This window comes from Amycolatopsis cihanbeyliensis (genome assembly GCF_006715045.1).
Lineage (GTDB): Bacteria > Actinomycetota > Actinomycetes > Mycobacteriales > Pseudonocardiaceae > Amycolatopsis > Amycolatopsis cihanbeyliensis.
Genome location: NZ_VFML01000001.1, coordinates 2,389,159 through 2,412,869, shown reverse-complemented (window position 1 = coordinate 2,412,869; position 23,711 = coordinate 2,389,159). Strand labels below are relative to the sequence as shown.

24 protein-coding genes and 2 tRNA genes are annotated in these 23,711 nt (G+C 70.4%); 15 read left to right on the top strand and 11 right to left on the bottom strand.

Annotated elements, in window-relative coordinates:
* Positions 1-10: 10 nt before the first annotated feature.
* From gltX to FB471_RS10610, 4 genes are all read left to right on the top strand, one after another.
* Complete coding sequence (gene gltX, locus FB471_RS10625) at positions 11-1,495, top strand: glutamate--tRNA ligase (protein ID WP_141997371.1); 1,485 nt, start codon at positions 11-13, stop codon at positions 1,493-1,495.
* A 179-nt stretch (positions 1,496-1,674) separates the two neighbouring features.
* Positions 1,675-2,385 carry an HAD family hydrolase gene (locus FB471_RS10620; RefSeq protein WP_142001740.1) on the top strand — a complete coding sequence of 237 codons (711 nt, stop codon included), beginning with the start codon at positions 1,675-1,677 and terminating at the stop codon, positions 2,383-2,385.
* Between the two features lie 178 nt (positions 2,386-2,563).
* Positions 2,564-2,635, top strand: a tRNA-Gln gene (locus FB471_RS10615).
* 50 nt (positions 2,636-2,685) lie between these two features.
* Positions 2,686-2,758: transfer RNA gene (locus FB471_RS10610), tRNA-Glu, on the top strand.
* A gap of 478 nt (positions 2,759-3,236) precedes the next feature.
* On the opposite strand, the gene FB471_RS10605 is transcribed toward FB471_RS10610, so the two are convergent.
* From FB471_RS10605 to FB471_RS10590, 4 genes are all read right to left on the bottom strand, one after another.
* Positions 3,237-4,088 (bottom strand): SAM-dependent methyltransferase, encoded by an 852-nt coding sequence (locus tag FB471_RS10605; protein ID WP_141997369.1) that lies wholly within the window; start codon positions 4,086-4,088, stop codon positions 3,237-3,239.
* A 3-nt stretch (positions 4,089-4,091) separates the two neighbouring features.
* Positions 4,092-5,042, bottom strand: coding sequence for a hypothetical protein (locus FB471_RS10600; protein ID WP_141997366.1), 951 nt, complete (start codon positions 5,040-5,042; stop codon positions 4,092-4,094).
* 10 nt (positions 5,043-5,052) lie between these two features.
* Positions 5,053-5,436: a hypothetical protein gene (locus FB471_RS10595; protein ID WP_141997364.1), complete on the bottom strand. Its 384-nt coding sequence runs from the start codon at positions 5,434-5,436 to the stop codon at positions 5,053-5,055.
* A 690-nt stretch (positions 5,437-6,126) separates the two neighbouring features.
* Complete coding sequence (locus FB471_RS10590) at positions 6,127-6,846, bottom strand: IclR family transcriptional regulator (RefSeq protein WP_170220771.1); 720 nt, start codon at positions 6,844-6,846, stop codon at positions 6,127-6,129.
* Between the two features lie 128 nt (positions 6,847-6,974).
* Between FB471_RS10590 and leuC the strand changes: the two genes are divergently transcribed.
* From leuC to FB471_RS10575, 3 genes are all read left to right on the top strand, one after another.
* A complete protein-coding gene (leuC, locus tag FB471_RS10585; RefSeq protein ID WP_141997362.1) occupies positions 6,975-8,408 on the top strand; it encodes a 3-isopropylmalate dehydratase large subunit in 1,434 nt (477 codons plus the stop codon).
* Between the two features lie 235 nt (positions 8,409-8,643).
* On the top strand, positions 8,644-9,267 hold the full coding sequence (gene leuD, locus FB471_RS10580; protein WP_141997360.1) for a 3-isopropylmalate dehydratase small subunit: 624 nt from the start codon (positions 8,644-8,646) through the stop codon (positions 9,265-9,267).
* Positions 9,268-9,495: 228 nt separating this feature from the next.
* Positions 9,496-10,191, top strand: coding sequence for an HU family DNA-binding protein (locus tag FB471_RS10575; RefSeq protein WP_141997358.1), 696 nt, complete (start codon positions 9,496-9,498; stop codon positions 10,189-10,191).
* Positions 10,192-10,306: 115 nt separating this feature from the next.
* Here FB471_RS10575 and FB471_RS10570 read toward each other — a convergent pair whose 3' ends face one another.
* The 3 genes from FB471_RS10570 to cofC form a co-directional block, all read right to left on the bottom strand.
* The gene (locus FB471_RS10570) at positions 10,307-11,290 is read right to left on the bottom strand and encodes an NUDIX hydrolase (RefSeq protein WP_246076337.1); all 984 of its coding nucleotides are present in this window, start codon (positions 11,288-11,290) and stop codon (positions 10,307-10,309) included.
* Positions 11,287-13,494: an RNA degradosome polyphosphate kinase gene (locus FB471_RS10565; protein WP_141997356.1), complete on the bottom strand. Its 2,208-nt coding sequence runs from the start codon at positions 13,492-13,494 to the stop codon at positions 11,287-11,289. Before FB471_RS10565 ends, FB471_RS10570 begins: the two co-directional genes overlap by 4 nt.
* A 94-nt stretch (positions 13,495-13,588) precedes the next feature.
* Entirely contained in the window at positions 13,589-14,191 is a 603-nt protein-coding gene (gene cofC, locus FB471_RS10560; protein WP_142001734.1) for a 2-phospho-L-lactate guanylyltransferase, read from the bottom strand.
* Between the two features lie 144 nt (positions 14,192-14,335).
* Here cofC and FB471_RS10555 point away from each other — a divergent pair, with 144 nt between their 5' ends.
* The 3 genes from FB471_RS10555 (at position 14,336) to FB471_RS10545 (ending at position 16,752) form a co-directional block, all read left to right on the top strand.
* Positions 14,336-15,043, top strand: a complete 708-nt coding sequence (locus tag FB471_RS10555) for a lysophospholipid acyltransferase family protein (protein WP_141997354.1) — start codon at positions 14,336-14,338, stop codon at positions 15,041-15,043.
* Positions 15,043-16,068: an NAD(P)H-dependent glycerol-3-phosphate dehydrogenase gene (locus tag FB471_RS10550; RefSeq protein WP_141997352.1), complete on the top strand. Its 1,026-nt coding sequence runs from the start codon at positions 15,043-15,045 to the stop codon at positions 16,066-16,068. The genes FB471_RS10555 and FB471_RS10550 overlap by 1 nt, the downstream gene beginning before the upstream one ends.
* Positions 16,069-16,263: 195 nt before the next feature.
* On the top strand, positions 16,264-16,752 hold the full coding sequence (locus FB471_RS10545; protein WP_141997350.1) for a cysteine dioxygenase: 489 nt from the start codon (positions 16,264-16,266) through the stop codon (positions 16,750-16,752).
* Here the strand turns inward: FB471_RS10545 and FB471_RS10540 are convergent.
* Positions 16,721-17,398, bottom strand: a complete 678-nt coding sequence (locus tag FB471_RS10540) for a pyridoxamine 5'-phosphate oxidase family protein (protein ID WP_141997348.1) — start codon at positions 17,396-17,398, stop codon at positions 16,721-16,723. The two genes, FB471_RS10545 and FB471_RS10540, sit on opposite strands and share 32 nt — an antisense overlap.
* 123 nt (positions 17,399-17,521) lie before the next feature.
* Between FB471_RS10540 and pdxR the strand changes: the two genes are divergently transcribed.
* On the top strand, positions 17,522-18,865 hold the full coding sequence (pdxR, locus tag FB471_RS10535; RefSeq protein WP_246076698.1) for a MocR-like pyridoxine biosynthesis transcription factor PdxR: 1,344 nt from the start codon (positions 17,522-17,524) through the stop codon (positions 18,863-18,865).
* A 203-nt stretch (positions 18,866-19,068) separates the two neighbouring features.
* Positions 19,069-20,166 carry a D-alanine--D-alanine ligase family protein gene (locus FB471_RS10530; protein ID WP_141997344.1) on the top strand — a complete coding sequence of 366 codons (1,098 nt, stop codon included), beginning with the start codon at positions 19,069-19,071 and terminating at the stop codon, positions 20,164-20,166.
* 9 nt (positions 20,167-20,175) lie between these two features.
* On the opposite strand, the gene FB471_RS10525 is transcribed toward FB471_RS10530, so the two are convergent.
* Positions 20,176-20,733 carry a DUF3515 domain-containing protein gene (locus tag FB471_RS10525; RefSeq protein WP_141997342.1) on the bottom strand — a complete coding sequence of 186 codons (558 nt, stop codon included), beginning with the start codon at positions 20,731-20,733 and terminating at the stop codon, positions 20,176-20,178.
* A gap of 19 nt (positions 20,734-20,752) precedes the next feature.
* Positions 20,753-20,986: an Lrp/AsnC family transcriptional regulator gene (locus FB471_RS10520; protein ID WP_141997341.1), complete on the bottom strand. Its 234-nt coding sequence runs from the start codon at positions 20,984-20,986 to the stop codon at positions 20,753-20,755.
* A 128-nt stretch (positions 20,987-21,114) separates the two neighbouring features.
* Here FB471_RS10520 and FB471_RS10515 point away from each other — a divergent pair, with 128 nt between their 5' ends.
* Genes FB471_RS10515 through FB471_RS10505 form a run of 3 tightly spaced genes read left to right on the top strand, consistent with a single transcriptional unit; the run spans position 21,115 to position 23,282 of the window.
* Positions 21,115-22,083 (top strand): thiamine-phosphate kinase, encoded by a 969-nt coding sequence (locus FB471_RS10515; RefSeq protein WP_281287386.1) that lies wholly within the window; start codon positions 21,115-21,117, stop codon positions 22,081-22,083.
* 21 nt (positions 22,084-22,104) lie between these two features.
* Positions 22,105-22,593 (top strand): GNAT family N-acetyltransferase, encoded by a 489-nt coding sequence (locus FB471_RS10510; RefSeq protein ID WP_141997337.1) that lies wholly within the window; start codon positions 22,105-22,107, stop codon positions 22,591-22,593.
* A gap of 11 nt (positions 22,594-22,604) precedes the next feature.
* Positions 22,605-23,282, top strand: a complete 678-nt coding sequence (locus FB471_RS10505; RefSeq protein WP_141997335.1) for a uracil-DNA glycosylase — start codon at positions 22,605-22,607, stop codon at positions 23,280-23,282.
* Positions 23,283-23,377: 95 nt separating this feature from the next.
* Here FB471_RS10505 and rpmB read toward each other — a convergent pair whose 3' ends face one another.
* Positions 23,378-23,569, bottom strand: a complete 192-nt coding sequence (rpmB, locus tag FB471_RS10500; RefSeq protein ID WP_141997333.1) for a 50S ribosomal protein L28 — start codon at positions 23,567-23,569, stop codon at positions 23,378-23,380.
* Positions 23,570-23,711: the final 142 nt, after the last annotated feature.

Below are 23,711 nucleotides of genomic sequence, written 5' to 3'. Positions count from 1 at the left end.
TGAGCTGGCTATGAGTGACGACGCCGCCCGGGTACGCGCCCGCTTCTGCCCCTCACCGACCGGCACCCCGCACGTCGGGCTGATCCGTACCGCCCTGTTCAACTGGGCCTTCGCCCGCCACCACGGCGGCAGCCTGGTGTTCCGGATCGAGGACACCGATGCCGCGCGGGACACCCAGGAGTCCTACGACGCGCTGCTGGACGCGTTGCGCTGGCTCGGCCTCGACTGGGACGAGGGGCCGGGAGTCGGCGGCGAGTACGGGCCGTACCGGCAGAGCGAGCGGCGGGAGGTCTACGCCGACATCGCGGCGCGGTTGCTCGAGGCGGGGGAGTTGTACGAGGCCTTCTCCACGAACGAGGAGGTCGAGCGGCGCCGCCGGGAGGCGGGCCAGGACCCCAAGCTCGGCTATGACAACCACGACCGGCGGCTCACCGCGGAACAGAAGGCGGCCTTCCGGGCCGAGGGGCGGCTTCCGGTGCTGCGCCTGCGGATGCCCGAGGAGGACCTGGGCTGGACCGACCTGGTCCGCGGCGAGATCAGTTTTCCCGGCGGCAGCATTCCGGACCCGGTTCTGGTGCGTGCGAACGGGGATCCGCTCTACACGCTGACCAATCCGGTGGACGACGCACTGATGCGGATCACCCACGTGCTGCGCGGTGAGGACCTGTTGCCGTCGACGCCCCGCCAGCTCGCGCTGTACCAGGCGTTGCGCCGGATCGGCGTCACCGACTTCACCCCGGAGTTCGGGCATCTGCCCTACGTGATGGGTGAGGGCAACAAGAAATTGTCCAAACGGGATCCTTCCTCGAATCTTTTCCACTACCGCGAGCGCGGGTTCATTCCCGAGGGGTTGCTGAACTACCTCGCCCTGCTCGGCTGGTCCATCGCCGAGGACAGGGACATCTTCGACGTGGACGAGCTGGTCGCGGCCTTCCAGATCAGCAAGGTCAGCGCGAACCCGGCGCGGTTCGACGTGAAGAAGGCCGAGGCCATCAACGCCACGCATGTGCGTGCCCTGGACGCCGAGGACTTCACCGCCAGGGTGGTGCCCTACCTGGCCGCCGCGGGGGTGCTGCCCCGGCAGCCGACCGAGGATCAGCTGGGCACCCTGCGTGTGATCGCGCCACTGGTGCAGGAACGGGTCACCGTACTGGGGGAAGCCAGTGAGTTGGTGCGCTTCCTGTTCGCCGAGGAGGCGGAGTTCGCGCCGGAGGAGGCGGCAGCGGCCAAGGCGCTCGGCGCCGACGCCGAACCCGTGCTACGTGCCTCCATCGAAGCCTTGGATACGCTGCCGTCCTGGACCGCGGCCGGTATCGAGCAGGCCCTCAAGGATGCGCTTGTGGACGGACTGGGGCTCAAGCCTCGTAAGGCCTTCGCCCCCGTCCGAGTGGCGATCACCGGGCGTACGGTTTCGCCACCGTTGTACGAGTCGATGGAGTTGCTGGGGCGAGAAAGGTCCCTCGGACGGCTGCGTCGGGCGGTGCCTGGCAACTGAGCGTAGATAATTGGCACCGTAACAGAGCAGTGCTAATCACCTTCTCAGTCGAATCGGTACGGCCGAAAGTGGCCTAGCCTCTCGGGGTGGATTTTGCGCTTGCCTCCCCGACCGAACAGCAGGCAGTAGTCTCCCGACTGGACCACCGCGAACCGTGGGGCCCACCGAACCTCCGGCTGGTGTGCCTTGACATCGATGACACGCTGATCGACTTCACCGCGGCGGGCCGGCACGCGCTCGCCGCCTTGATCGGCAGGGCGGACATGTGGTCGCTCTGGGAACGGGTCACCGAGGAACACGTCGCCAGGGTGGTGGCCGGTGAGATCGACTACGCGTCCATGCACCGGCGACGCACCCAGTACTTCCTCGCCGAGTTGGCGACCATCGGCATGCTCGTCGAGCCACGGGACCCCGCGGTCTTCGAACAGCGCCGGAAGGAGCTGCTGCGCCGTTACTGGCGGCTGTTCGACGATGTGGTGCCCTGCCTGGAGTGGCTGGCCGCGGCCGGCGTCCGGCTCGCCGCTGTGACCAACGCCTCCGGCGCGCACCAGCGCGCGAAGCTCGCCGACCTCGGACTCGCCCGATTCTTCGACCACGTGGCCATCGCGGGCGAATTGGGGGTGGCCAAGCCCGATCCGGTGATGTTCCACTCGGTATGCCTCACCATCGGCTGCGACCCTGCCGAGGCCGCGCACGTCGGTGACAAGCTGGACACCGACGCCGTCGGCGCGCACCAGGCCGGGCTCGGCGGGGTCTGGCTGGACCGCGGGCGCGGCCCGGCCACCGTCCCCGACGGCGTGTACGTCATCAACACCCTCGCGGAGCTCCCTGAGCTACTGGTCTGCGAGTTTGCCCGGGTCGGGGTTCCTGGGGTGCCGCTGCCACGCTGACAGAGCGGCCGAGCCACTGTGACCTGCGGTGGTGGGTGGAGGAACGTGCTCGGCGAACATGTGCGCGCGTTTCCAGGCGAGCACCGAGCGGTGGCCCCGGCTGATCCCCCCGAACCGGCATGGTCTAGTATTTTCTTCCGGCGGTGCCGCGCCGGCCACGGCAGGAACGGCATCCCATTGGGGTATGGTGTAATCGGCAGCACGACTGATTCTGGTTCAGTTAGTCTAGGTTCGAGTCCTGGTACCCCAGCTGCGGAGAGTGAATCAGCCTCTGGTAAGTTCTCTTCAGCAACACAGCAAGCCCCCGTCGTCTAGCGGCCTAGGACGCCGGCCTCTCACGCCGGTAGCGTGGGTTCGAATCCCATCGGGGGTACATACAGCTACACCCAGTGGCCGCTGACCGGTGAGTATCTGGTCAGCGGCCACTGTGTTGCATGTCGTGGTCTTGATGATCCGAGTCGTCGTCGGCGGCGTGCCGGAGGCGTAACGAGCCGTCGCCGAGCGCCGGGAACAACGTGGACGGCAACGACCCGCGCACGAGCCGGTGGGTCAGTGGCACGCCGGGCGTCGCACGATTCCTGGCGGAATCACGTTTTCCGAAAGTGGTGGACGGCCGACAATGTTCGGCCTACCCGAAACGCTGTAACGCGGTCTCCCGTAGTTCCGGTATCGGGGTCCTGGGTGTGCATGAGATGCCAACCCGGCGTATCCGCTGTGCCGGCCGCCGTTGGTGAAGGTCGGGGACATGTGCTCCGCTGAAGCCGCCCACACGATCAGGACGATCGTGTGGGCGGCGGCGACGTGTGTTCCCGCTGTCCCGCGTGCCGGTGGGTTCGGTGCCCCGGCAGGGGTCAGGGTTTACGACCCACGACACAGCCGATGCATTCCTGCTCCGCGGTGAGCGCCCGCTGCAGCGGGCCATCCGGCCACCACAGGTCGCACGGAACCACGGTGGCGTCCATCCCCGGCTGCGGTGGGGTGATCTCCAGGCCCGGCATCATGGACAGGATTTCCTCCCGGGTGCGAAACCAACCACTGCCCATCGCGCTGTGCTCGAAGACCTCCTCGATCCGGCGCGCGACCTCGCTCAGTTCCGGCGTCTCGGGGTCGTAGAAGTGGCTCAGGGCCACCCAGGAGCCGGACGGCAGCGGGTCGATGTACTGCCGCATCAGGTCCGCGAAGTCGCCAGGGTAATGGTGGATGGTGCTGCTGTGCACGAGTCCGATCGGCCGGTCGAAGTCGATGCGGGTCCGGACGATGTCGTGGTCGTAGAACTGGCTCGGCTGGTAGATGTCGGCGTCGGCGAAGTACGTGTTGTCGGTGTCGGCGAGCAGCGCCTTGGCGTGTGCGAGCACGACGGGGTCGTTGTCGGTGTAGACCACGACGGAGTCCGGGTCGGTTCGCTGCACGACCTGGTGGACGTTTTCCGCGGTGGGCAGCCCGGAGCCACAATCGATGAACTGGTCGATCCGTGCGTGCTGGACCATGAAACGCACCGCGCGAGTCATCCAGTTCCGGTTTGCCCACGCCATCTCGCGGATTTCCGGCGCGACCGTCTTCACCTGCTCGATGACCTCGCGGTCGATCGCGTAGTTGTCCTTACCGCCGAGGGCCGCGTCGTACACGCGGGCGATGCTGGCACGGTTGGGGTCGACGCCGACGGGCACGGAACTGGGCGCTGGTGCGGATTCGGTGGGCTGCATCTCCTACCTCGCTGTCCGGTGGACGTGTGGTTGGCGAATCCAACCTAGCGTAGTCGGGCAAACACGGGGCCTGCCGGTGCGCGAACGCCGTCGCCGGACACTCAGGTTGCCTTGTGGAACCGCGCGGTGATGACCTTGCCCTGCTGCGGGCTGATCGGCCGGGGTGCCGTCCTCGTCGCGGAAGCGGTCGAGCAGGTCGTAGAGGTGGACGTCGACGCAGGCCTCCACCAGGTCGGCATAACCCTCCGCGGCGAGTCTTGCCCTGCGCCACGCGATGATCGCGACCACCAGCCCGAGCACCCCCGCGGGCCACCAAACGGTCCCCAGCATCAGGTACAGCGCGGCCCAGCCGCCGAGCGTGGTCGCCTCGTCGAGGCGGTGCCTCGCCTCGGCCAGCGGTACGCGGGTGGTGTCCGGAACCAGCAGCCACAACCGGCTCCACGCCGCGGCAAGGTCGAGGCCGTACTCCCTGTACACCCGGATGTCCGGTGCCCGCGGCCGGTCGCCGATCCAGGTGGCGCAACGCGGTTCGGCGAGCGCGATGCGGTTGCGTTCCGCGTCCTCGCCGCGCTCGTCGGCCCGTTGCCAGCGCAGTCTCCTGCGCCGGGTCAGCGCGGATGCCAGCGGGCGGAGGAAGGACGGCCAACGTCCGGACAGCAGCGACTCCGCCGGCGCGGCCAGCGCCCGCGCCAGCAGCCCGGTGGCCACCGAGGCGAGCAGCAGCACGAGCAGCAGCACCACCGTGCGCAGTAACTCGGTCTGCTGCCGCGTACCGCTACCGGTGGCGGTGAACTCGGTCAGCCGACGCCACAGCATGCCTGTGTCCGCCCAGTTCCCGTGCCCGAGGGTCACCGCGATGGCCGTGACCGCGGTGCACACCAGCCCCGGCAACACCAGCGTGGCCACCCAGCGCTCGGCCAGCTTGCGGCCGAGTTCGGTGAGGAAGCCGGTCATCGCGTGCCCCTCACTCGTCCGGGACGAACCGCAGCGCCTGCTCGTGCACGTGGCAGCTGGGCAGTTCGGACCCCGCGGCGCGCAGCTCCATCCGGTCGCACTGTCCCCTTGGGCACAGGTAGACGCCGGTGATCGTCCGTTGCTCGGCGTGGACCGGTGGCGGCAGCGAGGAGGTCTGTCGCGGTGCGCCTCCCGCGGGGGCTCCTCTGGTACCGCGCGGGAACCCGAGCTCGGCCAGCGGCAAGCCGACCGGTTCGCCGCGCCGGATCGCCTCGGCCGCCCGCTCGACCGCGGCCCGGCGCGCCGCGGACGCGGGCCCACTCAGCAGCGAACGCAACCGGGGAAGGTTCGCGCAGAAATCGGCCAGCGGATCGGGTAGGGGCTCGGTGTCCATGCTCTCCCAGCGGGATGGGCCGGCATCCGGGTGCCCGGCATGCTAGCGGATGGCCGGTGCCCGCTCAGCCGGTAACGTCGATTCCACCGTCTGGTCCGGGGAGCACATCGAATGCGTGAGCGGTTACTCGCGGCGTTGCGGGAACGGGCCCAGCACCGGCTCGGTACCGGGGAGGACGACCGGATCGCGGCCGCGGAGGGGTGCGGGAGTGCTGTTCCTCGCGCCGTTCTGTCTCGACCGGCCGGACAGCCTGCCCGATCCGGTGCGTTCCGCACTGGCCGAGCTCCGTGACTCGACCGAACCGGTGACCGAGGCCGGGTTCGCGGAGTCCGGCGGGCTCGACCTCGACCCGGCGGAGCCCGCCTACCTGTCCGCCTGTGCCACGGCCCGCGCCACGCGAACGAGGCGGTGCACCTGGCCTCGGCCTGCCAAGGTCGCCGGGTACCCGCAGGTAACGGCGACGCCGCGGGAGGTCGAGGACGGGGTGGCCGGCCACGGTCGCGGCGGAGTTCCACCGTGCGATCGCGGCACAACCAGGGCGGCTCGATGGCGTGACGGCCCCGCTCGCGGCGACTCGTCGGCTGCGCGTGGCCGCGCCGGCGCGGTCCCAGTTCCTGGGCCGCGCACCTGCACGCCGGAGCCTGATCCACTATGGATGATCTGGTGCGGAACCGGCGGGCGTGGGATCGGTCACAGGCGTTCCTGCAGCGAGTCGGCGGCCGCCAGCAGATCGGCGGCCCAGCGGGCGCCCGGCTTGCGCCCGATCCGGTCCACCGGGCCGGAAACCGACACCGCGGCGATCACCGTGCCGGTGGAGTCCCGCACCGGCGCGGACACGCTCGCCACCCCCGGCTCGCGTTCGGCGACGCTCTGCGCCCAGCCCCGACGCCGGATCTCGAGCAGGGTCCGCTCGCCGAACACGGCGTCGGCCAGGATCGTGTGCTGCGTATGCGGATCCGCCCACGCGGCCAGCACCTTCGCCCCGGAACCGGCGGACATCGGCAGGCGTGCCCCGATCGGCACGGTGTCCCGCAACCCGCTCGGCGGTTCCGCGGTGGCGACACACACCCGCTGGCCGCCGTCCCTGCGGTACAACTGCACACTCTCCCCGGTGATGTCCCGGAGCTTGGGCAGCACCGAGGCTGCCGCGTCCAGCAACGGGTCGGTGCTGCCACCCGCCAGTTCGGCCAGCGCGGTACCCGGCCGCCAGCGCCCGTCCGGGCCACGGCGTAGCAGCCGGTGCACCTCCAGGCCCACGGCGAGCCGGTGCGCGGTCGCCCTCGGCAACCCCGTCCGGCTGCACAGTTCCGCGAGCCCGCACGGATCCTCGGCGGCCGCCTGCAACACGGCCACCGCCTTGTCCAGGACGCCGATACCGCTGTGCTGGTCGGAAGAGTTATGCTGTCCCACACAGCGATACTAGCTTCCCGTACTTTGGGAAGTCCAGATTCTGGGAAGAATCGAGCTCGGGCGCGGGCACGCCCGCGTTCCCGCCCGGGTTCCCTTCACTCCCAACCGGACAACGTGGGAGGAGCCTCATGTCGGCGAGTAAGCCGAGTAAGCCGAGGACGCCGAAGACACTGGCGGAGAAGGTGTGGGAAGGCCATACCGTGCGCCGTGGCGAGGGTGCCGAGCCCGACCTGCTCTACATCGATCTCCACCTGGTGCACGAAGTGACCAGCCCGCAGGCGTTCGACGGGCTGCGCCTCGCGGGCAGGCCGGTGCGGCGGCCGGATCTCACGATCGCCACCGAGGACCACAACGTCCCCACGGTCGACATCGAGCTGCCGATCGCCGACCCGGTCTCCAGGACACAGGTGGACACGCTGCGGCGCAACTGCCAGGAGTTCGGCATCCGCCTGCACCCGATGGGCGATGCCGAGCAGGGCATCGTGCACGTGATCGGCCCGCAGCTCGGCCTGACCCAGCCGGGGATGACGGTGGTGTGCGGCGACAGTCACACCTCCACCCACGGCGCGTTCGGCGCCATGGCGTTCGGTATCGGGACCTCCGAGGTCGAGCACGTCCTGGCGACCCAGACGCTCCCGCTGCGACCGTTCAAGACGATGGCGATCAATGTGGACGGCGAGCTGCGCCCGGGTGTGACCGCCAAGGACATCATCCTCGCGGTGATCGCCAAGATCGGCACCGGCGGCGGCCAGGGGTACGTACTGGAGTACCGGGGCAGCGCGATCGAGTCGCTGTCCATGGAAGCCAGGATGACCATCTGCAACATGTCGATCGAGGCGGGCGCGCGGGCCGGCATGATCGCCCCGGACGAGGTGACCTTCCAGTACCTCAGCGGGCGCCCGCATGCCCCTTCCGGGGCCGAGTGGGACGCCGCGGTGGCCGCCTGGCGGGAGCTGCGCACGGACGAGGGGGCGAGCTTCGACGCCGAGGTGCACCTGGACGCGAGCGAGCTCACGCCGTTCGTGACCTGGGGCACGAACCCGGGGCAGGGACTGCCGCTTGGCGAGCGGGTTCCGGACCCCGACGCGATCGCCGACGAGAACGAGCGATACGCCGCGGAGAAGGCCCTCGCGTACATGGACCTGCTACCGGGCACCCCGCTGCGGGAGGTCGCCGTGGACACCGTGTTCCTCGGCTCCTGCACCAACGGCCGGATCGAGGACCTGCGGGCCGCCGCCGAGGTGCTGCGCGGTCACAAGGTCGCCGACAGCGTCCGGATGCTCGTGGTGCCCGGCTCGATGCGGGTGCGCAGGACGGCCGAGGCCGAGGGGCTCGACACGGTGTTCACCGACGCCGGCGCGGAGTGGCGGCAGGCGGGCTGCTCGATGTGCCTCGGGATGAATCCGGACCAGCTCCAGCCGGGGGAGCGCAGCGCATCGACCTCAAACCGCAACTTCGAGGGCAGGCAGGGCAAGGGGGGCCGGACCCATCTGGTCTCCCCGCTGGTGGCGGCCGCGACGGCCGTGCGCGGGACCCTGGCCTCGCCCGAGGATCTGAACTGAGATGCCGCTCCTGAACCGGACTTTGCCGCGCGAGGCGAGCGGAAGAACTCGCCCTCCCGTCTCCCACCACCACCCAAACGGAGGCGCTGACGCGCCACTCTGCTCAGCGGCGAACAGCCCACGGGCGGCGAGGCCAGGCGCATCACCTGCGAAGGTGACGATGGTGTCGGAGTCCGAGCCCGGCCGAGCCGACCGTGTCGCGAGTTTGAGAATAAGCACTGAGGAGGCTCCCACCATGGAACCGTTCACCACCCACACCGGGGTCGGAGTACCCCTACGCAGGTCCAACGTGGACACCGACCAGATCATCCCGGCGGTCTACCTGAAGCGGGTCAGCCGGACCGGCTTCGAGGACGGGCTGTTCGCCGCCTGGCGCGGGGACGAGACCTTCGTACTCAACCAGGAGCCCTTCCGGGCGGGCACGGTGCTCGTCGCCGGCCAGGACTTCGGCACCGGCTCCTCCCGCGAGCACGCCGTCTGGGCCCTGATGAACTACGGCTTCGGGGTCGTCATCTCCTCCCGGTTCGCCGACATCTTCCGGGGCAACGCGGGCAAGCAGGGCCTGCTGGCCGCCCAGTGCGAGCAGTCGGACGTCGAACAGCTCTGGAAGATCCTCGAGAACGAGCCCGGCACGAGGGTCACCGTGGACCTCGAGGCGAAGACGGTACGGGCCAAGGAGTTCGTCGCACCCTTCACGATCGACGACTACACCCGCTGGCGGCTGCTGGAGGGGCTGGACGACATCGCCCTGACCCTGCGACACGCCGGGAACATCGACGCCTTCGAGACCGAGCGGCCGAGCTGGCGGCCGGTGACCGTCCCGCAGGCCGCTCAGCCGGCCGCTCCCGGCCCCTCCTAGGTACAGATTCCCTGCTCAGCAAGGGAATCCGTACCAGGTCAGCGGCCTGCGAAACCACGCCAGACGGACCGCGGAAGGCCCCCGAAGGGGTCCCTCAGAGGGCGGAACCTCGCCCCCGATAAGGAAAAATTCCGCGTGCCGTTTGGAATTTGTGCTGCGTTGGTAATACCGTGTGCCCAAGTCGGCCGACGTGGCCGTGTGACAAGTAGTTCTTCGTGGAGGACTGGAATGGCCAACAAGGCCCAGCTGATCGAAGCGCTGTCGGAGCGCTTGGAAGGCGACAAGAAGGTTGCGGCGAAGGCGGTTGACGAGATCGTCGACATCATCATCCGCACCGTGAACAAGGGTGAGAAGGTGAACATCACCGGCTTCGGGGTGTTCGAGAAGCGCGCCCGGGCCGCCCGGACCGCCCGGAACCCGCGCACCGGTGAGACGGTGCGGGTCAAGAAGACGAACGTTCCGGCCTTCCGGGCCGGCACGACGTTCAAGGACGTGGTGAGCGGCGCGAAGAAGCTGCCGAAGGCCACGGCCGTGAAGCGTGCTACCGCTGCCTCGCGCAGCACCGGCACCGCCAGCCGTACGACGAGCTCGCGCACCAGCAAGGCGACCGCGAGCCGCCCGACCGCGACGCGGAGCACGACGACCCGTACCTCGCGTGCCGGCAGCACCTCGCGTGCCAGCACGAGCCGGGCCGGCACCAGCCGGGCGACGGCGACGAAGGCCGCACCGAAGACCGCGGCCAAGTCCACCAAGTCGACGGCGAAGACCACCACGGCGAAGACCACGGCGGCGAAGACCACGGCGGCGAAGGCCGGCACGGCCAAGAAGACCACCGCCAAGGCTGCGCCGAAGACCGCGACCAAGGCCACCAAGTCGACCTCGGCGGCGGCCAAGAAGACCACAGCGGCCAAGAAGAAGAAGTAACCGGAGAGCCTGTTCCTGAACTGGGCTACCAGCGGTTACTTTCGGCGGGGCCCCGTGCGGCGCACGGGGCCCCGCCGCATGTTCGGGCCCTTCCATAGTGGAAGGGTTCAAGAGTTCAGTGAGTGGTGGTCACCGGGTCCGGAAGCGGGCTGGCGAAGTAGTCGGCCGCGGCGAGCGTCGGGGGTTGCTCGGGTTGCCGCCCCTCCCACCCGGAGCCGGGGTGGAAGGAGAGCAGCCACACCGAGCCCTTCTTGCTCGCCACGGTCCCGTTCTTCGTGCTCGGCAGTGGCACCCCGTCCCGTTCGGCCAGGCGCGCGACCACGTCCGGGATCACCCCGCCCTGGCTGCAGACCAAGGGCGTGCCGCCCTCGGCCACGATTCCCAGCAATCGCGCGATACCGGTTTCCGGCTCCGGCCAGTAGCCTTCCTCGGACAGCAGTTGCTCATGCTGGACGTCCGTACCGAGTTCCTCCGCGACCCCGTGCACGGTCTGCACGCAGCGAAGCCGGGGTGCCGCGAATACCGGTCCCGGCCGGAACGGACGTACCAGTTCGCGTACTGCCTCCGCTTGGCGTAGTCCGGCGTCGGACAGCGGGCGGAGATCGTCGTCACCGTTCCATTCGTCCCGCTTGCCCGCCTTGGCATGCCGCACCAGCAACAGGGTGGTCAGCCGGGCAGGCAGGGCGAGGAACTCCCGCAGTACGCCGCGATCGGCCGGATAGTCGAGCACGGACTCGGCGGCGGCGGGGCTCAGCCAACGCAGCCGGTCGACTTCGTGGTTGGGCACGAAGTGGCCGCCCACCGCCTCGGCGCCGAAGTAGTCGACCGTCTTCGGCGCCTGCCCACCGCGCGTGCGCACCTCGTACTCGACCCGGGTGAGGAACCGCCCCAGCACGGCGTCGAATCCCGTCTCCTCGGCCACCTCACGGGCCGCCGCGACGGGCGTGGTCTCCCCGGCGTCCAGTTTCCCCTTGGGCAGCGACCAGTCGCCGTAGTGCGGCCGGTGCACCACGGCCACTTCCACCGTGCCGGCGTCGTCTCGGCGCCACAGGACAGCCCCCGCCGCGCGCACCCTGGCCGGAGTGGATCCCGCGTTCACCCGGCGGCCCCGTGCCGGATCAGCAACTCGGTCTGGTGGTCGCGTACCTGCGAACCGTCCTGCGGCGAGGGTGCCCACTCACCGGTCGAGGTCAGCACCCAGCAGCGCGTCGCCGGGTCCAGGGCCGAGTTCAGCACCTCGTCCAGTTGCCCGGTGAGGGTCGGATCCTTCACCCGCACCATGGCCTCGATCCTGCGATCGAGGTTGCGGTGCATCATGTCCGCGCTGCCGATCCAGTACGTGTCGCCCGCCCGGAAGTGGAGGACACGGGAGTGCTCGAGGAAGCGTCCGAGGAGCGACCTTACCGTGATGTTCTCGCTCAGGCCGGGCACGCCGGGTTTGAGCGAGCAGATCCCGCGCACCACGATCTCCACGCGGACCCCGGCATGGGACGCGTGGTACAGCGCGTCGATGATCTGCTCGTCGACAAGGGAGTTGCACTTGATCCGGATGCCGGTCTCCGCGCCTGCGGCCGATCGCTCGATCTCCTCGGCGATGCAATGCAGTATCCCCCGCCGGATGCCGCCCGGCGAGGTGAGGATGTTGCGGTAGATGTCCTGCCGGGAGTAACCGGTCAGCACGTTGAACAGATCGGTGAGGTCCGCACCGATCGTCGGGTCGGCGGTGAGCAGCCCCATGTCCTCGTACAGCCTCGCGGTCTTCGGGTTGTAGTTGCCGGTGCCGATGTGGCAGTAACGTCGAATGGTGGAGCCTTCCTGCCGCACCACCATGGCCACCTTGCAGTGGGTCTTCAGTCCCATCAAGCCGTAGACCACGTGGACCCCCGCGCGTTCCAGGGTGCGTGCCCAGGTGATGTTGGCCTGCTCGTCGAACCGTGCCTTGATCTCCACCAGCGCCACGACCTGCTTGCCGGCCTGCGCGGCGTCGATCAGCGCGTCCACGACCGGCGAGTCACCGGAGGTGCGGTACAGCGTCTGCTTGATCGCCAGCACCTTCTCGTCCGCCGCCGCCTGCTCCACGAACCGCTGAACGCTTGTGGAGAAGGAGTCGTAGGGATGGTGCACCAGCACGTCCCGCTCGCGCAGGGTGGCGAACACGCTCTTCGGGGTCTCCCGCTCGCCGAACGCGGGGTGGGTCCGCGGCACGAAAGGGGGGTCCTTCAGCTCCGTCCGGTCCAGACCGTAGAGCTGGTGTAGGCAGCTCAGATCGAGCAGCCCGGGAACCTCGACCACGTCGTGCGGATCGACCTCCAGCTCGCGCAGCAGCAACTCCAGCATGTGCTCGCTCATGTCCTGCGCGACCTCGAGCCGTACCGGCGGGCCGAACCGGCGCTGCGCGAGCTCGCGCTCCAACGCCTGCAACAGGTCCTCGTCCCGGTCCTCCTCGACCTCGAAGTCGGCGTTACGGGTGACCCTGAACACGTGGTGCTCGATCACCTCCATCCCGGTGAACAGCTCGCCGAGGTGCGCGGAGATGAGCTCCTCCAGCGGTAGGAAGGTGGCGGTCTCGCTCTCCCGTTGCTGCTCCACGCGGATCAACCGGGGTACGTTGTTCGGCACCTTGACCCTGGCGAAGCGCTCGGTGCCCCGCTCGGGATCGCGCACCGTCACCGCCAGGTTCAGCGAGAGCCCGGAGATGTACGGGAACGGGTGGGCGGGGTCCACGGCCAGCGGGGTGAGCACGGGGAAGATCTGCTCGCTGAAGTACGATGAGATCCGCAGCTGCTCAGCCGGGTCCAAATCGGACCAGCGCACGATGAGGATGCGCTGCTCGGCGAGGGCCGGTCGGACGTGCTCGGTGAACGCCTCGGTCTGCCGCCCCACCAGGTCCTGGTTGCGCTTGGCGATGTAGGCGAGCTGCTCGCGCGGGGTGAGCCCGTCCGCGCTGCGCACGGCGAGCCCGGTCTCGTCCCTGCGCTTCAGCCCGGCCACCCGGACCATGTAGAACTCATCCAAATTGGACGCGAAGATGGCGAGGAACTTCGCTCGCTCGAGCAGCGGCTGGGAGGCGTCCTCGGCCAGCGCGAGCACGCGCCCGTTGAAGTCCTGCCAGGAGAGTTCGCGGTTGAAGTACCGGTCGTCGGGCAGCGAGTCGGTCAGCCGGGGAGTCCCGGGGGTGACGGCCGGTGGCGCCGAGGGTACGGCGTGTTTCTCGTGCGGGTGGCCGTTGTGGTCGGGTCCGCGCTCCCGCTCGCGAGGCGCGGAGGCCGTCGGTGCCGGTGTTGCGCTCTCGTCGTTGCTCACACCCGCATTGTTCCGTACTCGAGCGCGGGACGCGCGCACCGAACGCGACGAACCGGTGAATGTTGCGACCCCCACTTCCCTGCATCCACGCTGCTCAGCGTAGGCAGGCCGGCTCACCGAGCGCGGCAGCGGTCCGCTCACCGATGCCGATCAACCGGGCATGCGCGAGATCGTCGGCGGTGTCCACATCGCCGCGCAACGACGGTGCCGGGGCAGCCAGCGCGACCGCTCCCGACGCGGCGTGCGCCCCGGCCGAACCGTGGCCGAACCGTGGCTCGAGCGGTGCTCCCGGCGCGGACAGTAACAAGGTGGTACCGGTTCCATGCCGGTCCGCGACGAAGGACCGGCCACCGCTCGCCTCGGTAAGCGCCTCGGCGAGCTCGGCGGGTCGCAGCGCGGGCAGGTCGGCCTGCAGCGCGCCCACGACGCCGCAGGGGGAGTCCGCGCGCAGGACGGCTTCGCCCCTGCGCAGCGCCGCATTGAGCCCGCCGGCCCCGTTCTCGCTCACCACGTCCGCGCCCAGCCGCCGCAACTCGGCCAGCGCGACCGGGTCGGTGGCCACCACCAGCAGCCGGCGCACCCCCTCCGCCGCGGCCGCCGCGGCGACGGTGTCGGCGGCCAGCGCCAGTACCAGCGCGGCGTGGTCCGCGCCGGCCACGCCCCGTAACCGGGACTTGCCCGCGTGCGGGGGTTTCATCGGGATGATCAGGTCGACCTCACGAGACACCTCTCCATCATTACCCGAACGGCGGCACGCGCGCCCGTGCACACCACCCCTTGTTGGCGCAGGGTCACCGGCCGGGGGAGGATCGACCGGTCCGGCGCAGAAGGAGGAGGAGTCTTGGGCGATCGCGAGAAGGGCGGTTTCTGGGTCGGAGCCGCCGCCGCGTTGTTCTACCCGCTGACCTGGCTCGGCAGGCGCGTCCACCGGGGCGGCGAGCGGATCCCCCGGCAGGGGGCCGCGTTGCTGGTGCTGAACCACGTCTCGCACCTGGACCCCGCCGTCGACGCGGTGTTCGTGCATCGCAACAAGCGCGTCCCCCGGTTTCTCGCCAAGGACAGCGTGGCGCGCGCCCCGATCTTCGGCCGGATCTTCCTCGGTTCCGGTGGCATCCCGGTGTACCGGGGTACGTCCGGCGCCGGCGACAGCCTGCGCGCCGCGCACCAGGCCCTGAGCGAGGGCAAGGTGGTGGTGATCTACCCGGAGGGCACCATCACCAGGGACCCCGAGGGCTGGCCGAAGCACTCCTACACCGGGGTGGCGCGGCTCGCGCTGGAGAACGACGTGCCGGTGATCCCGATCGCGCGCTGGGGCACCCAGGACATCTGGAACGGCTACAGCAAGAAGTTCCGGCCGTTGCCGCGCAAGACCGTGGTCCACCTGGTCGGCCGGCCCGTCGACCTGTCCGGCTACCGGGGCCGGTCCGGTTCGAACGCGCTGTTGCGCGAGGTGACCGACCTGCTGATGGGCGAGGTGATCGAGCTGCTGGCCGAGATCAGGGGCGAGCGGCCACCGGACAAGCGGACCGAGCGGACGGACGCGGGCTGATGGCGGACACCGGGCAGGACGTCCAGCGGCTGGCCGTGCTCGGGTCGGGCTCCTGGGGAACCACCTTCGCCAAGGTGCTCGCCGACGCCGGCCGCGAGGTCACCATGTGGGCGCGCAGGGAGGAGGTCGCGCGGGAGATCCGGGAGCGGCGTTCCAACGAGGGTTACCTGCCGGGGGTGCGGCTGCCGGAGCTGCTCACCGCCACCGCGGACCCGGCTCGCGCGCTGGCGGGGGCCGAGGCGGTGGTGCTGGCGGTGCCGAGCCAGCGCCTGCGGGCCAACCTGACCGGCTGGCGCGGGCTGCTGCCGGGGAACGTGCCGCTGATCAGCCTCGCCAAGGGCGTCGAGCTGGGCACCCGCAAGCGGATGAGCGAGGTGATCGCCGAGGTGGCCGGGATCCCCCCGGAGCAGGTCGTGGTGGTGTCCGGGCCGAACCTGGCCAGGGAGATCGCGCAGGAGCAACCCGCGGCCGCGGTGCTGGCGTGCACCGACCATGATCGCGCGGTCGCGGTCCAGCGTGCCTGCTCCACCGCGTACTTCCGGCCGTACACCAACACCGACGTGATCGGTTGCGAGCTCGGCGGGGCGTGCAAGAACGTGATCGCGTTGAGCTGCGGGATGGCCGCGGGCATGGGCTTCGGCACGAACACCGTCGCCACCCTGATCACTCGTGGCCTCGCCGAGATGGCCCGGCTGGGCGCCAAGCTCGGAGCCGATCAGCTCACCTTCGCCGGCCTCGCCGGGGTCGGGGACCTGGTGGCCACCTGCTCCTCCCCGCTGTCCCGCAACCGCACCTTCGGCGAGCGGCTGGGCAGGGGCGAGACGGTGGAGCAGGCGCAGCGGGCCGGGGGCGGGCAGGTCGCGGAGGGCGTGATGTCCTGCTCCTCGATCCGCGAGCTCGCCGCCACCGTCGGCGCGGACGTGCCGATCACCGACGCGATGTACCGGGTGTGCCACGAGGGCATGGACCCCGCCCATGTCGGCGCCGAGCTGCTGGGCCGCAAACGCAAGCACGAGTGGTCCTGACCCACCCGGCCGTCCCACCGGGTGAGAGCGAGTTTGACCGGACCGGTCCGGGCTGGTTCGCTGGTTGCCGTGTTGACGCATGGTATGACGCAGCGGCGCGGTCACATCGACCTGCGCCTCGTCGCCAGCGCGCTGTGTCCGTGTCGGTGATCGACCCGATCCGCCCACCTTCCGACACGTCACGAGGACACCCCTATGTTCGCCGTTCCGGCCAACACCGTCGCGGTTGCCGAGAATCCCGTCCTGCGCCACCCGGTCCGGGTCGCGCTCGAGTTCGCCGCCGACCGCGACCGGTGGCGTCACCTGCTTCGCTACGACCCCGACGAGCGCTTCGCCGCGCTGATCACCGCCGACGCCGGCCAGCAGGTGTGGCTGCTCGGCTGGCTGCCGGGCCAGGAAACCGACCTGCACGACCACGGCCAGGCCACCGGGGCGTTCACCATCGTCAGCGGCGATCTCGCGGAGACCGTGGCGCGGCGCGCCGGGGACGGCAGGGTCCTGCGCGAGGAGCACGCGCTCACCACCGGCCAGTCCAGGGTGTTCGGCCCCGGTTACGTGCACCAGGTGCGCAACATGGGGCCGGATCCCGCGGTCAGCATCCATGTCTACCGCTCGGCCGGGCGGACCATGCGCCCGTTCCGGTTGGATCCGGTCAGCGGCCCCGTCCGGGTTTCCGGTCGCTGACATGCGCCGGGACCACGGCGTCCGTGGCCAGCTCCGGATCGGGCACCGGAACGCCGAAGCGCGTGTGGATCGGTAGCACGCCCGCCCAGGCTTCGACTCCGTGCACGTCCTCGGGCGGGTCTGCCGGGTCGCCGGAGCGCACCTTCGCCGAGGCCTCGGCGAGGTCGAGGGCCAGCACGGTGACCGCGGCGAGTTCCTTCTCGTTGACCTCCCGCGCGTGCTCCCAGGAACCCGGGGCCAGATGGTCGGTCAGCACCCGCAGCCCGCGCAGCTTCTCCTGCCGTTCGGTGAGCACCCGCGGCCTGCCGTAGACCACCGCGCTGCGGTAGTTCATCGAGTGGTTGTTCACCGAGCGGGAGTAGACGATCCCGTCCACCAGCGTGACGGTCACGCAGACCTCGACCCCGCCACCCGCGGCGCGCAGGCTGGCCGCGCCGGTCGAGCCGTGCAGGTACAGCGTGTCGCCGTCGCGCCCGTAGCCGGTGGGCAGCACCAGTGGTGAGCCGTCGACCACCATGCCGAGGTGGCAGACCAGTGCCTCGTCGAGGATCGTGTGCAGCGCGGCGCGTTCGGTGGCGGCCCGGTCCTTCTTGCGGCCCAGCCGGGTGCGTGGCGTCGGCGAGAGTGGGCCGGCGAGTTCGGTCATGCACCCAGCCTGCCGCCGGCCAGTGGCATCATGGAATGGCCACTGTCATCTGATACCGAAAGGCCAGTCGTGCCTGCTTCCGCGCGCGGACCGGGGGCGCGGGGCGCGGAGACCGCGTTGCCGATGAGCCTGGATCGCGAGTCCGAGGTCCCGTTGGCGGTGCAACTCGCCGACGCCCTGCGCGAGGCCGCCGCGCACGGGCACCTGCGCGGCGGCGACCGGCTGCCGTCCACCCGCGCGCTGGCCGGCAGGCTCGGCGTGAGCCGGACGGTCACCGCGGCAGCCTACGAGCAGCTCCATGCCGAGGGGTGGATCGTCGGCAGGCACGGATCGGGGACCTACGTCACCACCTCCCCGCCCGCGGGCAGGCCCGCCCGCCGCGCCGTCGTCGAGCGGGAGGGAACCCCGTCCGGGCTGCTGGACCTCACCCTCGGGGTGCCGTGGGCCGAGGGGCTGGACCGCGCGGCCTGGCGCCGGGCCTGGCGGGCGGCCGCGGACGCGGCTCCGTTGTCCACCGCGCAACGGGCCGGGTTGCCGGAGTACCGCGCCGCGATCGCCGAGCACCTGCTGCGCCACCGGGGGCTGGACGTCGGCACCGAATCGGTACTGGCCACCGGTGGCACCACCGCCGCCGTGGTCGAGCTGGCCGCGGCCGTGCTGGGGCGTGGCGACCTGGTGGCCGTCGAGGAACCGGGGTACCAGCGTGCGGTGGAGGCCTTCCGGTGCGCGGGGCTGCGGGTCGCCCCGGTGCCCGTCGACGGGGAGGGCATCCGGCCCGACTCGGTGCCGCGCGGGGCGCGGGCGGTGTACTGCTCGCCGGCGCACCAGTACCCGATGGGCAGCCGGATGAGCGCCGCGCGCAGGGTGGAACTGGTGGAGCGGGCACGTGCCGAGGACTTCCTGCTGATCGAGGACGACTACGACGGTGAGCTGCGGTTCGACGTGGCGCCACTGCCGTTGCTGGCCGCGCTCGCTCCGGACGTCGTGGCTCACCTCGGGACCACCAGCAAGATCCTCACCCCCACGCTCGGGGCGGGCTGGATGGTCGCACCGGAGCCGGTGACCACGACCGTGCTGGAGTACCGCGACCGCACCGGGACCCGGCCCTCGCCCGCGGGCCAGCGGGTGCTGGTCGAGCTGGCCCGTACCGGTGATCTCGGCCGTCACCTGCGCCGGCTGCGCAGGGAGTTGTCCGAGCGCAGGACGATGCTGGTGGGCGCGTTCCGGGAGGCCGGAGTTCCGGTGCTCGGCGACGACGCGGGCGCGCACCTCGTGGTGCCGCTGGACTCGGCGGGCACGGAACGGGACCGGCTGGCCGCGGGCCGGGGGGATGGCATCGTGCTGGACAGCCTCAGCAGGCATTTCGCCGGTGTGCCGGACCGGCACGGGGTCGCGGTGGGGTACGCGGGCTGCTCAAGGGCCGCGTTGTGGGACGCGCTCGGCGAGCTGGTGCGTCTGCTGCGCTGAGGGCCTGATCCTGAACTGGACTCAGCGGTGAGCGGTGAGCGGAAGAACGCGCGCTGCGTCAGCCCACGAGCGGGGAGACCGGGCGCACCACCTGTGGTTGTGCCGTAGTGCGCGACGTCCGAGCCCGGCCGAGCCGACCGTGTCGCGCGGTTAGGAGTAGACGCTGAGCTGGGGAGCACAAGCGCCCGGTAGGGTGACCGGCCATGAGTGCACGGAAGACACGCGTGGCCGTCGTGTTCGGGGGCCGCAGCACCGAGCACACGATCTCGTGTGTGTCCGCGGGCAGCATCCTGGCCAACCTGGACCCGGACCGGTTCGAGATCATCCCGGTCGGGATCACCCCCTCCGGTGGGTGGGTGCTGGGCAGTTCCGACCCGAAGGCACTGGAGATCCACGACCGCCAACTGCCCTCGGTCGACGGCGGTACGGCGCTGGTGCTGGCGGGCGATCCCACCCAGCGCGACCTGATCAGCCTGGAGCCGGGTGGCGAGACCGAGGTGCTCGGCAGCGCCGACGTGGTGTTTCCCGTGCTGCACGGCGCCTTCGGCGAGGACGGAACCCTGCAGGGCCTGCTCGAACTGGCCGAGATCCCGTACGTGGGGGCCGGGGTACTCGCCAGCGCCGCCTCGATGGACAAGGAGTACGCGAAGAAACTGCTTGCCGCGGAAGGGCTTCCGGTCGGTACCTACGCGACGGTCCGGCGCGGGCAGTCCACGCTGGATGTCGCCGAGCGGGAGCGTCTCGGGCTTCCGGTGTTCGTCAAACCCGCCCGCGCGGGTTCCTCGGTCGGTATCAGCAAGGTCAGCGACTGGTCCGAGTTGGACGCGGCGATCGGGTTGGCACGGCAGACCGATCCGAAGGTGCTCGTGGAGGCCGCCGTGACTGGCCGGGAGATCGAATGCGGGGTGCTGGAGTTCCCGGACGGCCGGGTGGAGGCCTCGCTGCCCGCCGAGATCCGGGTGCTGTCCGAGGATCCCTCGGCCTGGTACGACTTCGACGCGAAATATCTCGGCGACGAGGCCGAACTGGACATCCCGGCCAAGCTCGATGACGAGGTGACCGAACGGCTGCGCGCGACGGCGGTGCGGGCGTTCGAGGCACTGGACGGCCAGGGGTTGGCCCGGGTGGACTTCTTCGTGAGTGCCGACGGCGAGCTGACCATCAACGAGGTGAACACCATGCCGGGCTTCACCACGACCTCCGCCTACCCGAAGATGTGGGCCGTCACCGGCCTCGACTACCGGACCCTGCTGTCCACCCTGGTCGACACCGCCCTCGCCCGCGGCACCGGCCTCCGCTGACCTCGGCGGTCAGTCGAAACGGAGGGGGACCTGGGGGAGGGTCCGGTCGACCACGTCGGAGATCTCCTGCAACGGGCCGGTGCCCGCGTCGTCCGGGACGGTGAGCGCGGCGTACACCTCGCGGTCCACCACGTACCAGCTGGCAGCCCCCTCGCCCGGCACGTGCAGCCACTGCACCTCGTTGATCACCCGCAGGTTGGCGGTACGGGTCAGCTCCGGTGGGCGGTCCAGCCCGCAGCGCAGCACCACCGCGCCGGCCGAGCCGCCCGCTCCCCACGCCGTGGTGGCCCGCGGTGCCGGCTCGGCGAGCTCACGGCGGGGCAGCGTCTCACCCGAGGAGGTCAACGCGCCGGGGGCGGCGCCGACCAGGGTGTCGCAGGCGTCCGAGCCGGCCTCGGGCGCGGGCACCGGAACCAGGGCCAGCGGCCCGGTCGCCGGGTCGGCGGGCTCCTCCTCGCCGGGGGCCAGCAGCGCGAACAACCCGACGCCGACGGCCAGTGCCACCGCGAGCACGGTGGCTACGACGATCAGTGCTCTGGGCGGAGCCCCGGTTTCGTTATCGGCCACCTGCCCACTACAACATGACTCACAGGTGCACGACCGGGCAGGTCAGCGTGCGGGTGATCCCCTCGACGTTCTGCACCTTCGCCACGACCAGCTGCCCGAGCTCGTCCACGTTGTCCGCCGCGGCGCGCACGATGACGTCGTAGGGGCCGGTGACGTCCTCCGAACTGGTGACGCCGGGAATCCCGGAGATCTCGGCCGCGACGGAAGCCGCCTTGCCGACCTCGGTCTGGATGAGGATGTATGCGTGGACCACGGCGCGCCCCTTCGTCTACATCGATCTTCTCAGTGTTGAATCACGTCAGCGTTGAATCGAACCAGGTGCAACGTACCCCAGTCCGGCAAACATCGGGCATCCGACTATTGGCGATCGGAGGTGGTGTGGTGTCCGCGGACGGCAGAGCATCCGACGACACCGTCGCCGCGCTCGGCGAGTTCGGCCTGATTCGCAGGATGGTGGCGGATCGGACCCAGCCCGCGACCACGCTGCTCGGTCCCGGCGACGACGCGGCGCTGGTGGCGGCGCCGGACGGCCGCGTGGTCGCGACCACGGATGTGCTGGTCAGCGGCGTGCACTTCCGGCTCGACTGGTCCAGTCCCGAGCAGATCGGCCGCAAGGCGGTGGCGGTGAACCTCGCCGACCTCGCGGCCATGGGCGCCGTGCCGACCTCGGTCCTGGTCGGGCTCGCCTGCCCCGGCGACACCTCGGTCCCGCTGCTCACCGAGCTGGCCGAGGGCATGTGGGCCGAGGCGAGCAGGGCGCGGGCCGGCCTGGTCGGCGGGGATGTGGTGCGGGCCGAACAGCTCGTGGTGAGCGTCACGGCCCTTGGTGACCTCGGTGGTCGGCCGCCGGTGACCCGGGCCGGCGCCCGGCCGGGGGACATCCTCGCCGTGTGCGGGCGGCTCGGGTGGGCGGCCGCGGGGCTCGCCGTGCTCGGCAGGGGCTTCCGCTCCCCGGTCGGGGTGGTGAACGCGCAGCGTGCCCCGGAACCGCCGTACGCGGCCGGCCCTGCCGCGGCGGTCGCCGGGGCCACCGCCATGATCGACATCTCGGACGGCCTGCTCGCCGACCTCGGACATCTGGCCGAAGCCTCCGGGGTGGGTCTGGACGTGCGGACCGAACGGCTGCGGGTGGACCGGAAACTGGTCGACGTCGGCTCCGCGCTGGGGGCCGATCCGCTGCACTGGGTACTGACCGGGGGCGAGGACCATGCGCTCGCGGCCACTTTCCCCTCCTTCGCGGACCTGCCGGAAGGCTGGGAGCAGATCGGCACCGTGCTGCTGCCGGACACCGGGGTGACGGTGGACGGCAGCCCCTACGAGCGGTCCGGCGGCTGGGAACACTGGCGCTGATTTCCGGATATCTTGGATCGGGTGGATATTCGCGTCACCCCTTTCGACCACCCGGACGCCGTCAAGTTGATGGACGAGGTCCAGCAGGAGTACGTGGTGCGCTACGGCGAGCCCGATATGACGACCATGCGCGCCGAGGAGTTCACCCCGCCGGGTGGCCTCTTCCTGGTCGGCTACCTGGACGGTGTGCCGGTGGCGACCGGGGCATGGCGGGCGCATGACGGTCCGGAGCCGGACTTCCGGCCCGGCGATGTCGAGCTGAAGCGCATGTACGTGGCCGAGAGCGCACGGGGCCGCGGGTTCGCCCGCGCCATGCTCGCCGAACTCGAGCGCACCGCGGTGGCCGCGGGGCGGCGCAGGGCGGTGCTGGAGACCGGGATCAGGCAACCCGAGGCCATCGCCCTGTACCGCTCCTGCGGCTACACCGACATCCCGAAGTTCGGTTACTACCGCAACCATGCGGAGAGCGTCTGCCTTGCCAGGAAACTGGTGAGCCGACCGACCGGGTAAGGTAGCGGACCGTGACCGCGCGAGGGCTACAGGACGTTGTCGAATCAGGCTGGGCGAAGGCCCTCGAACCGGTGGCGGACCGGATCCGGGAGATGGGGGAGTTCCTCCGCGCCGAGATCGCGGCCGGCCGTAGCTACCTACCGTCCGGGGACAACGTGCTGCGCGCCTTCCAGCAACCCTTCCACGAGGTGCGGGCGCTGATCGTCGGGCAGGATCCCTATCCGACGCCGGGCCACCCGATCGGGCTGTGCTTCGCGGTGGCCCCCGATGTCCGGCCGCTGCCGAAAAGCTTGATCAACATCTTTGCCGAGTACCGGGATGACCTCGGCTACCCGGAGCCGAGCAACGGTGACCTGACCCCGTGGACCGAACAGGGGGTGCTGCTGCTGAACCGCGCGCTCACCGTCCGGCCCGGTGCGCCCAACTCGCACCAGGGCAAAGGATGGGAGGAGGTCACCGACCAGGCGATCAGGGCACTGGCCGCCCGGGACGAACCGATGGTCGCGATCCTGTGGGGTAGCAACGCGCGCAAGCTCAAGCCCTTGCTCGGCCGGGTGCCCTGCGTGGAGTCCGTGCACCCCAGCCCGATGTCCGCGCACAACGGCTTCTTCGGCTCCCGCCCATTCAGCCGCACCAATGATCTGCTGGCGCAGCAGGGTGCCGACCCGGTGGACTGGAAACTGCCGTAGCGGGAGCGGCCGGAGCTGCCCGGGTCACGACAAATGACCGGTTCACCGCAATATCGCAGTGAACCGGTCACTCACGGCACAGAGCCGCGCGGAGGTCAGCCGCGGGTGACCTTGCCCGCCTTGATGCATGAGGTGCACACGTTCATCCGCTTCCGCTGGGAAAGCCCGATCTTGGCGTGCACGGTCTGGATGTTCGGGTTCCACCGGCGGTTGGTACGCCGGTGAGAGTGCGAGACCGCCTTACCGAAGCCCGGCCCCTTGCCACAGACGTCGCACACGGCAGCCACGTCGAACACTCCTCAAAATCAGGGAACTTGAGCACGTCCAGTCAGTGCCGGACAACTCGAATAGGGTAGCCGGTCCGATCCCGACCGGACGCACGGGGTCGATACGCTCGCCGGGAACCGGTGAACAAGGAAAGGATACCTG

Coding starts and splice junctions, on each gene's coding strand:
- gltX (WP_141997371.1), top strand. CDS start 11: ATGAGTGACGACGCCGCCCGGGTACGCGCCCGCTTCTGCCCCTCACCG.
- FB471_RS10605 (WP_141997369.1), bottom strand. CDS start 4,088: ATGCAGCCCACCGAATCCGCACCAGCGCCCAGTTCCGTGCCCGTCGGC.
- FB471_RS10600 (WP_141997366.1), bottom strand. CDS start 5,042: ATGACCGGCTTCCTCACCGAACTCGGCCGCAAGCTGGCCGAGCGCTGG.
- FB471_RS10595 (WP_141997364.1), bottom strand. CDS start 5,436: ATGGACACCGAGCCCCTACCCGATCCGCTGGCCGATTTCTGCGCGAAC.
- leuC (WP_141997362.1), top strand. CDS start 6,975: ATGTCGGCGAGTAAGCCGAGTAAGCCGAGGACGCCGAAGACACTGGCG.
- leuD (WP_141997360.1), top strand. CDS start 8,644: ATGGAACCGTTCACCACCCACACCGGGGTCGGAGTACCCCTACGCAGG.
- FB471_RS10575 (WP_141997358.1), top strand. CDS start 9,496: ATGGCCAACAAGGCCCAGCTGATCGAAGCGCTGTCGGAGCGCTTGGAA.
- cofC (WP_142001734.1), bottom strand. CDS start 14,191: ATGAAACCCCCGCACGCGGGCAAGTCCCGGTTACGGGGCGTGGCCGGC.
- FB471_RS10550 (WP_141997352.1), top strand. CDS start 15,043: ATGGCGGACACCGGGCAGGACGTCCAGCGGCTGGCCGTGCTCGGGTCG.
- FB471_RS10545 (WP_141997350.1), top strand. CDS start 16,264: ATGTTCGCCGTTCCGGCCAACACCGTCGCGGTTGCCGAGAATCCCGTC.
- FB471_RS10540 (WP_141997348.1), bottom strand. CDS start 17,398: ATGACCGAACTCGCCGGCCCACTCTCGCCGACGCCACGCACCCGGCTG.
- pdxR (WP_246076698.1), top strand. CDS start 17,522: ATGAGCCTGGATCGCGAGTCCGAGGTCCCGTTGGCGGTGCAACTCGCC.
- FB471_RS10530 (WP_141997344.1), top strand. CDS start 19,069: ATGAGTGCACGGAAGACACGCGTGGCCGTCGTGTTCGGGGGCCGCAGC.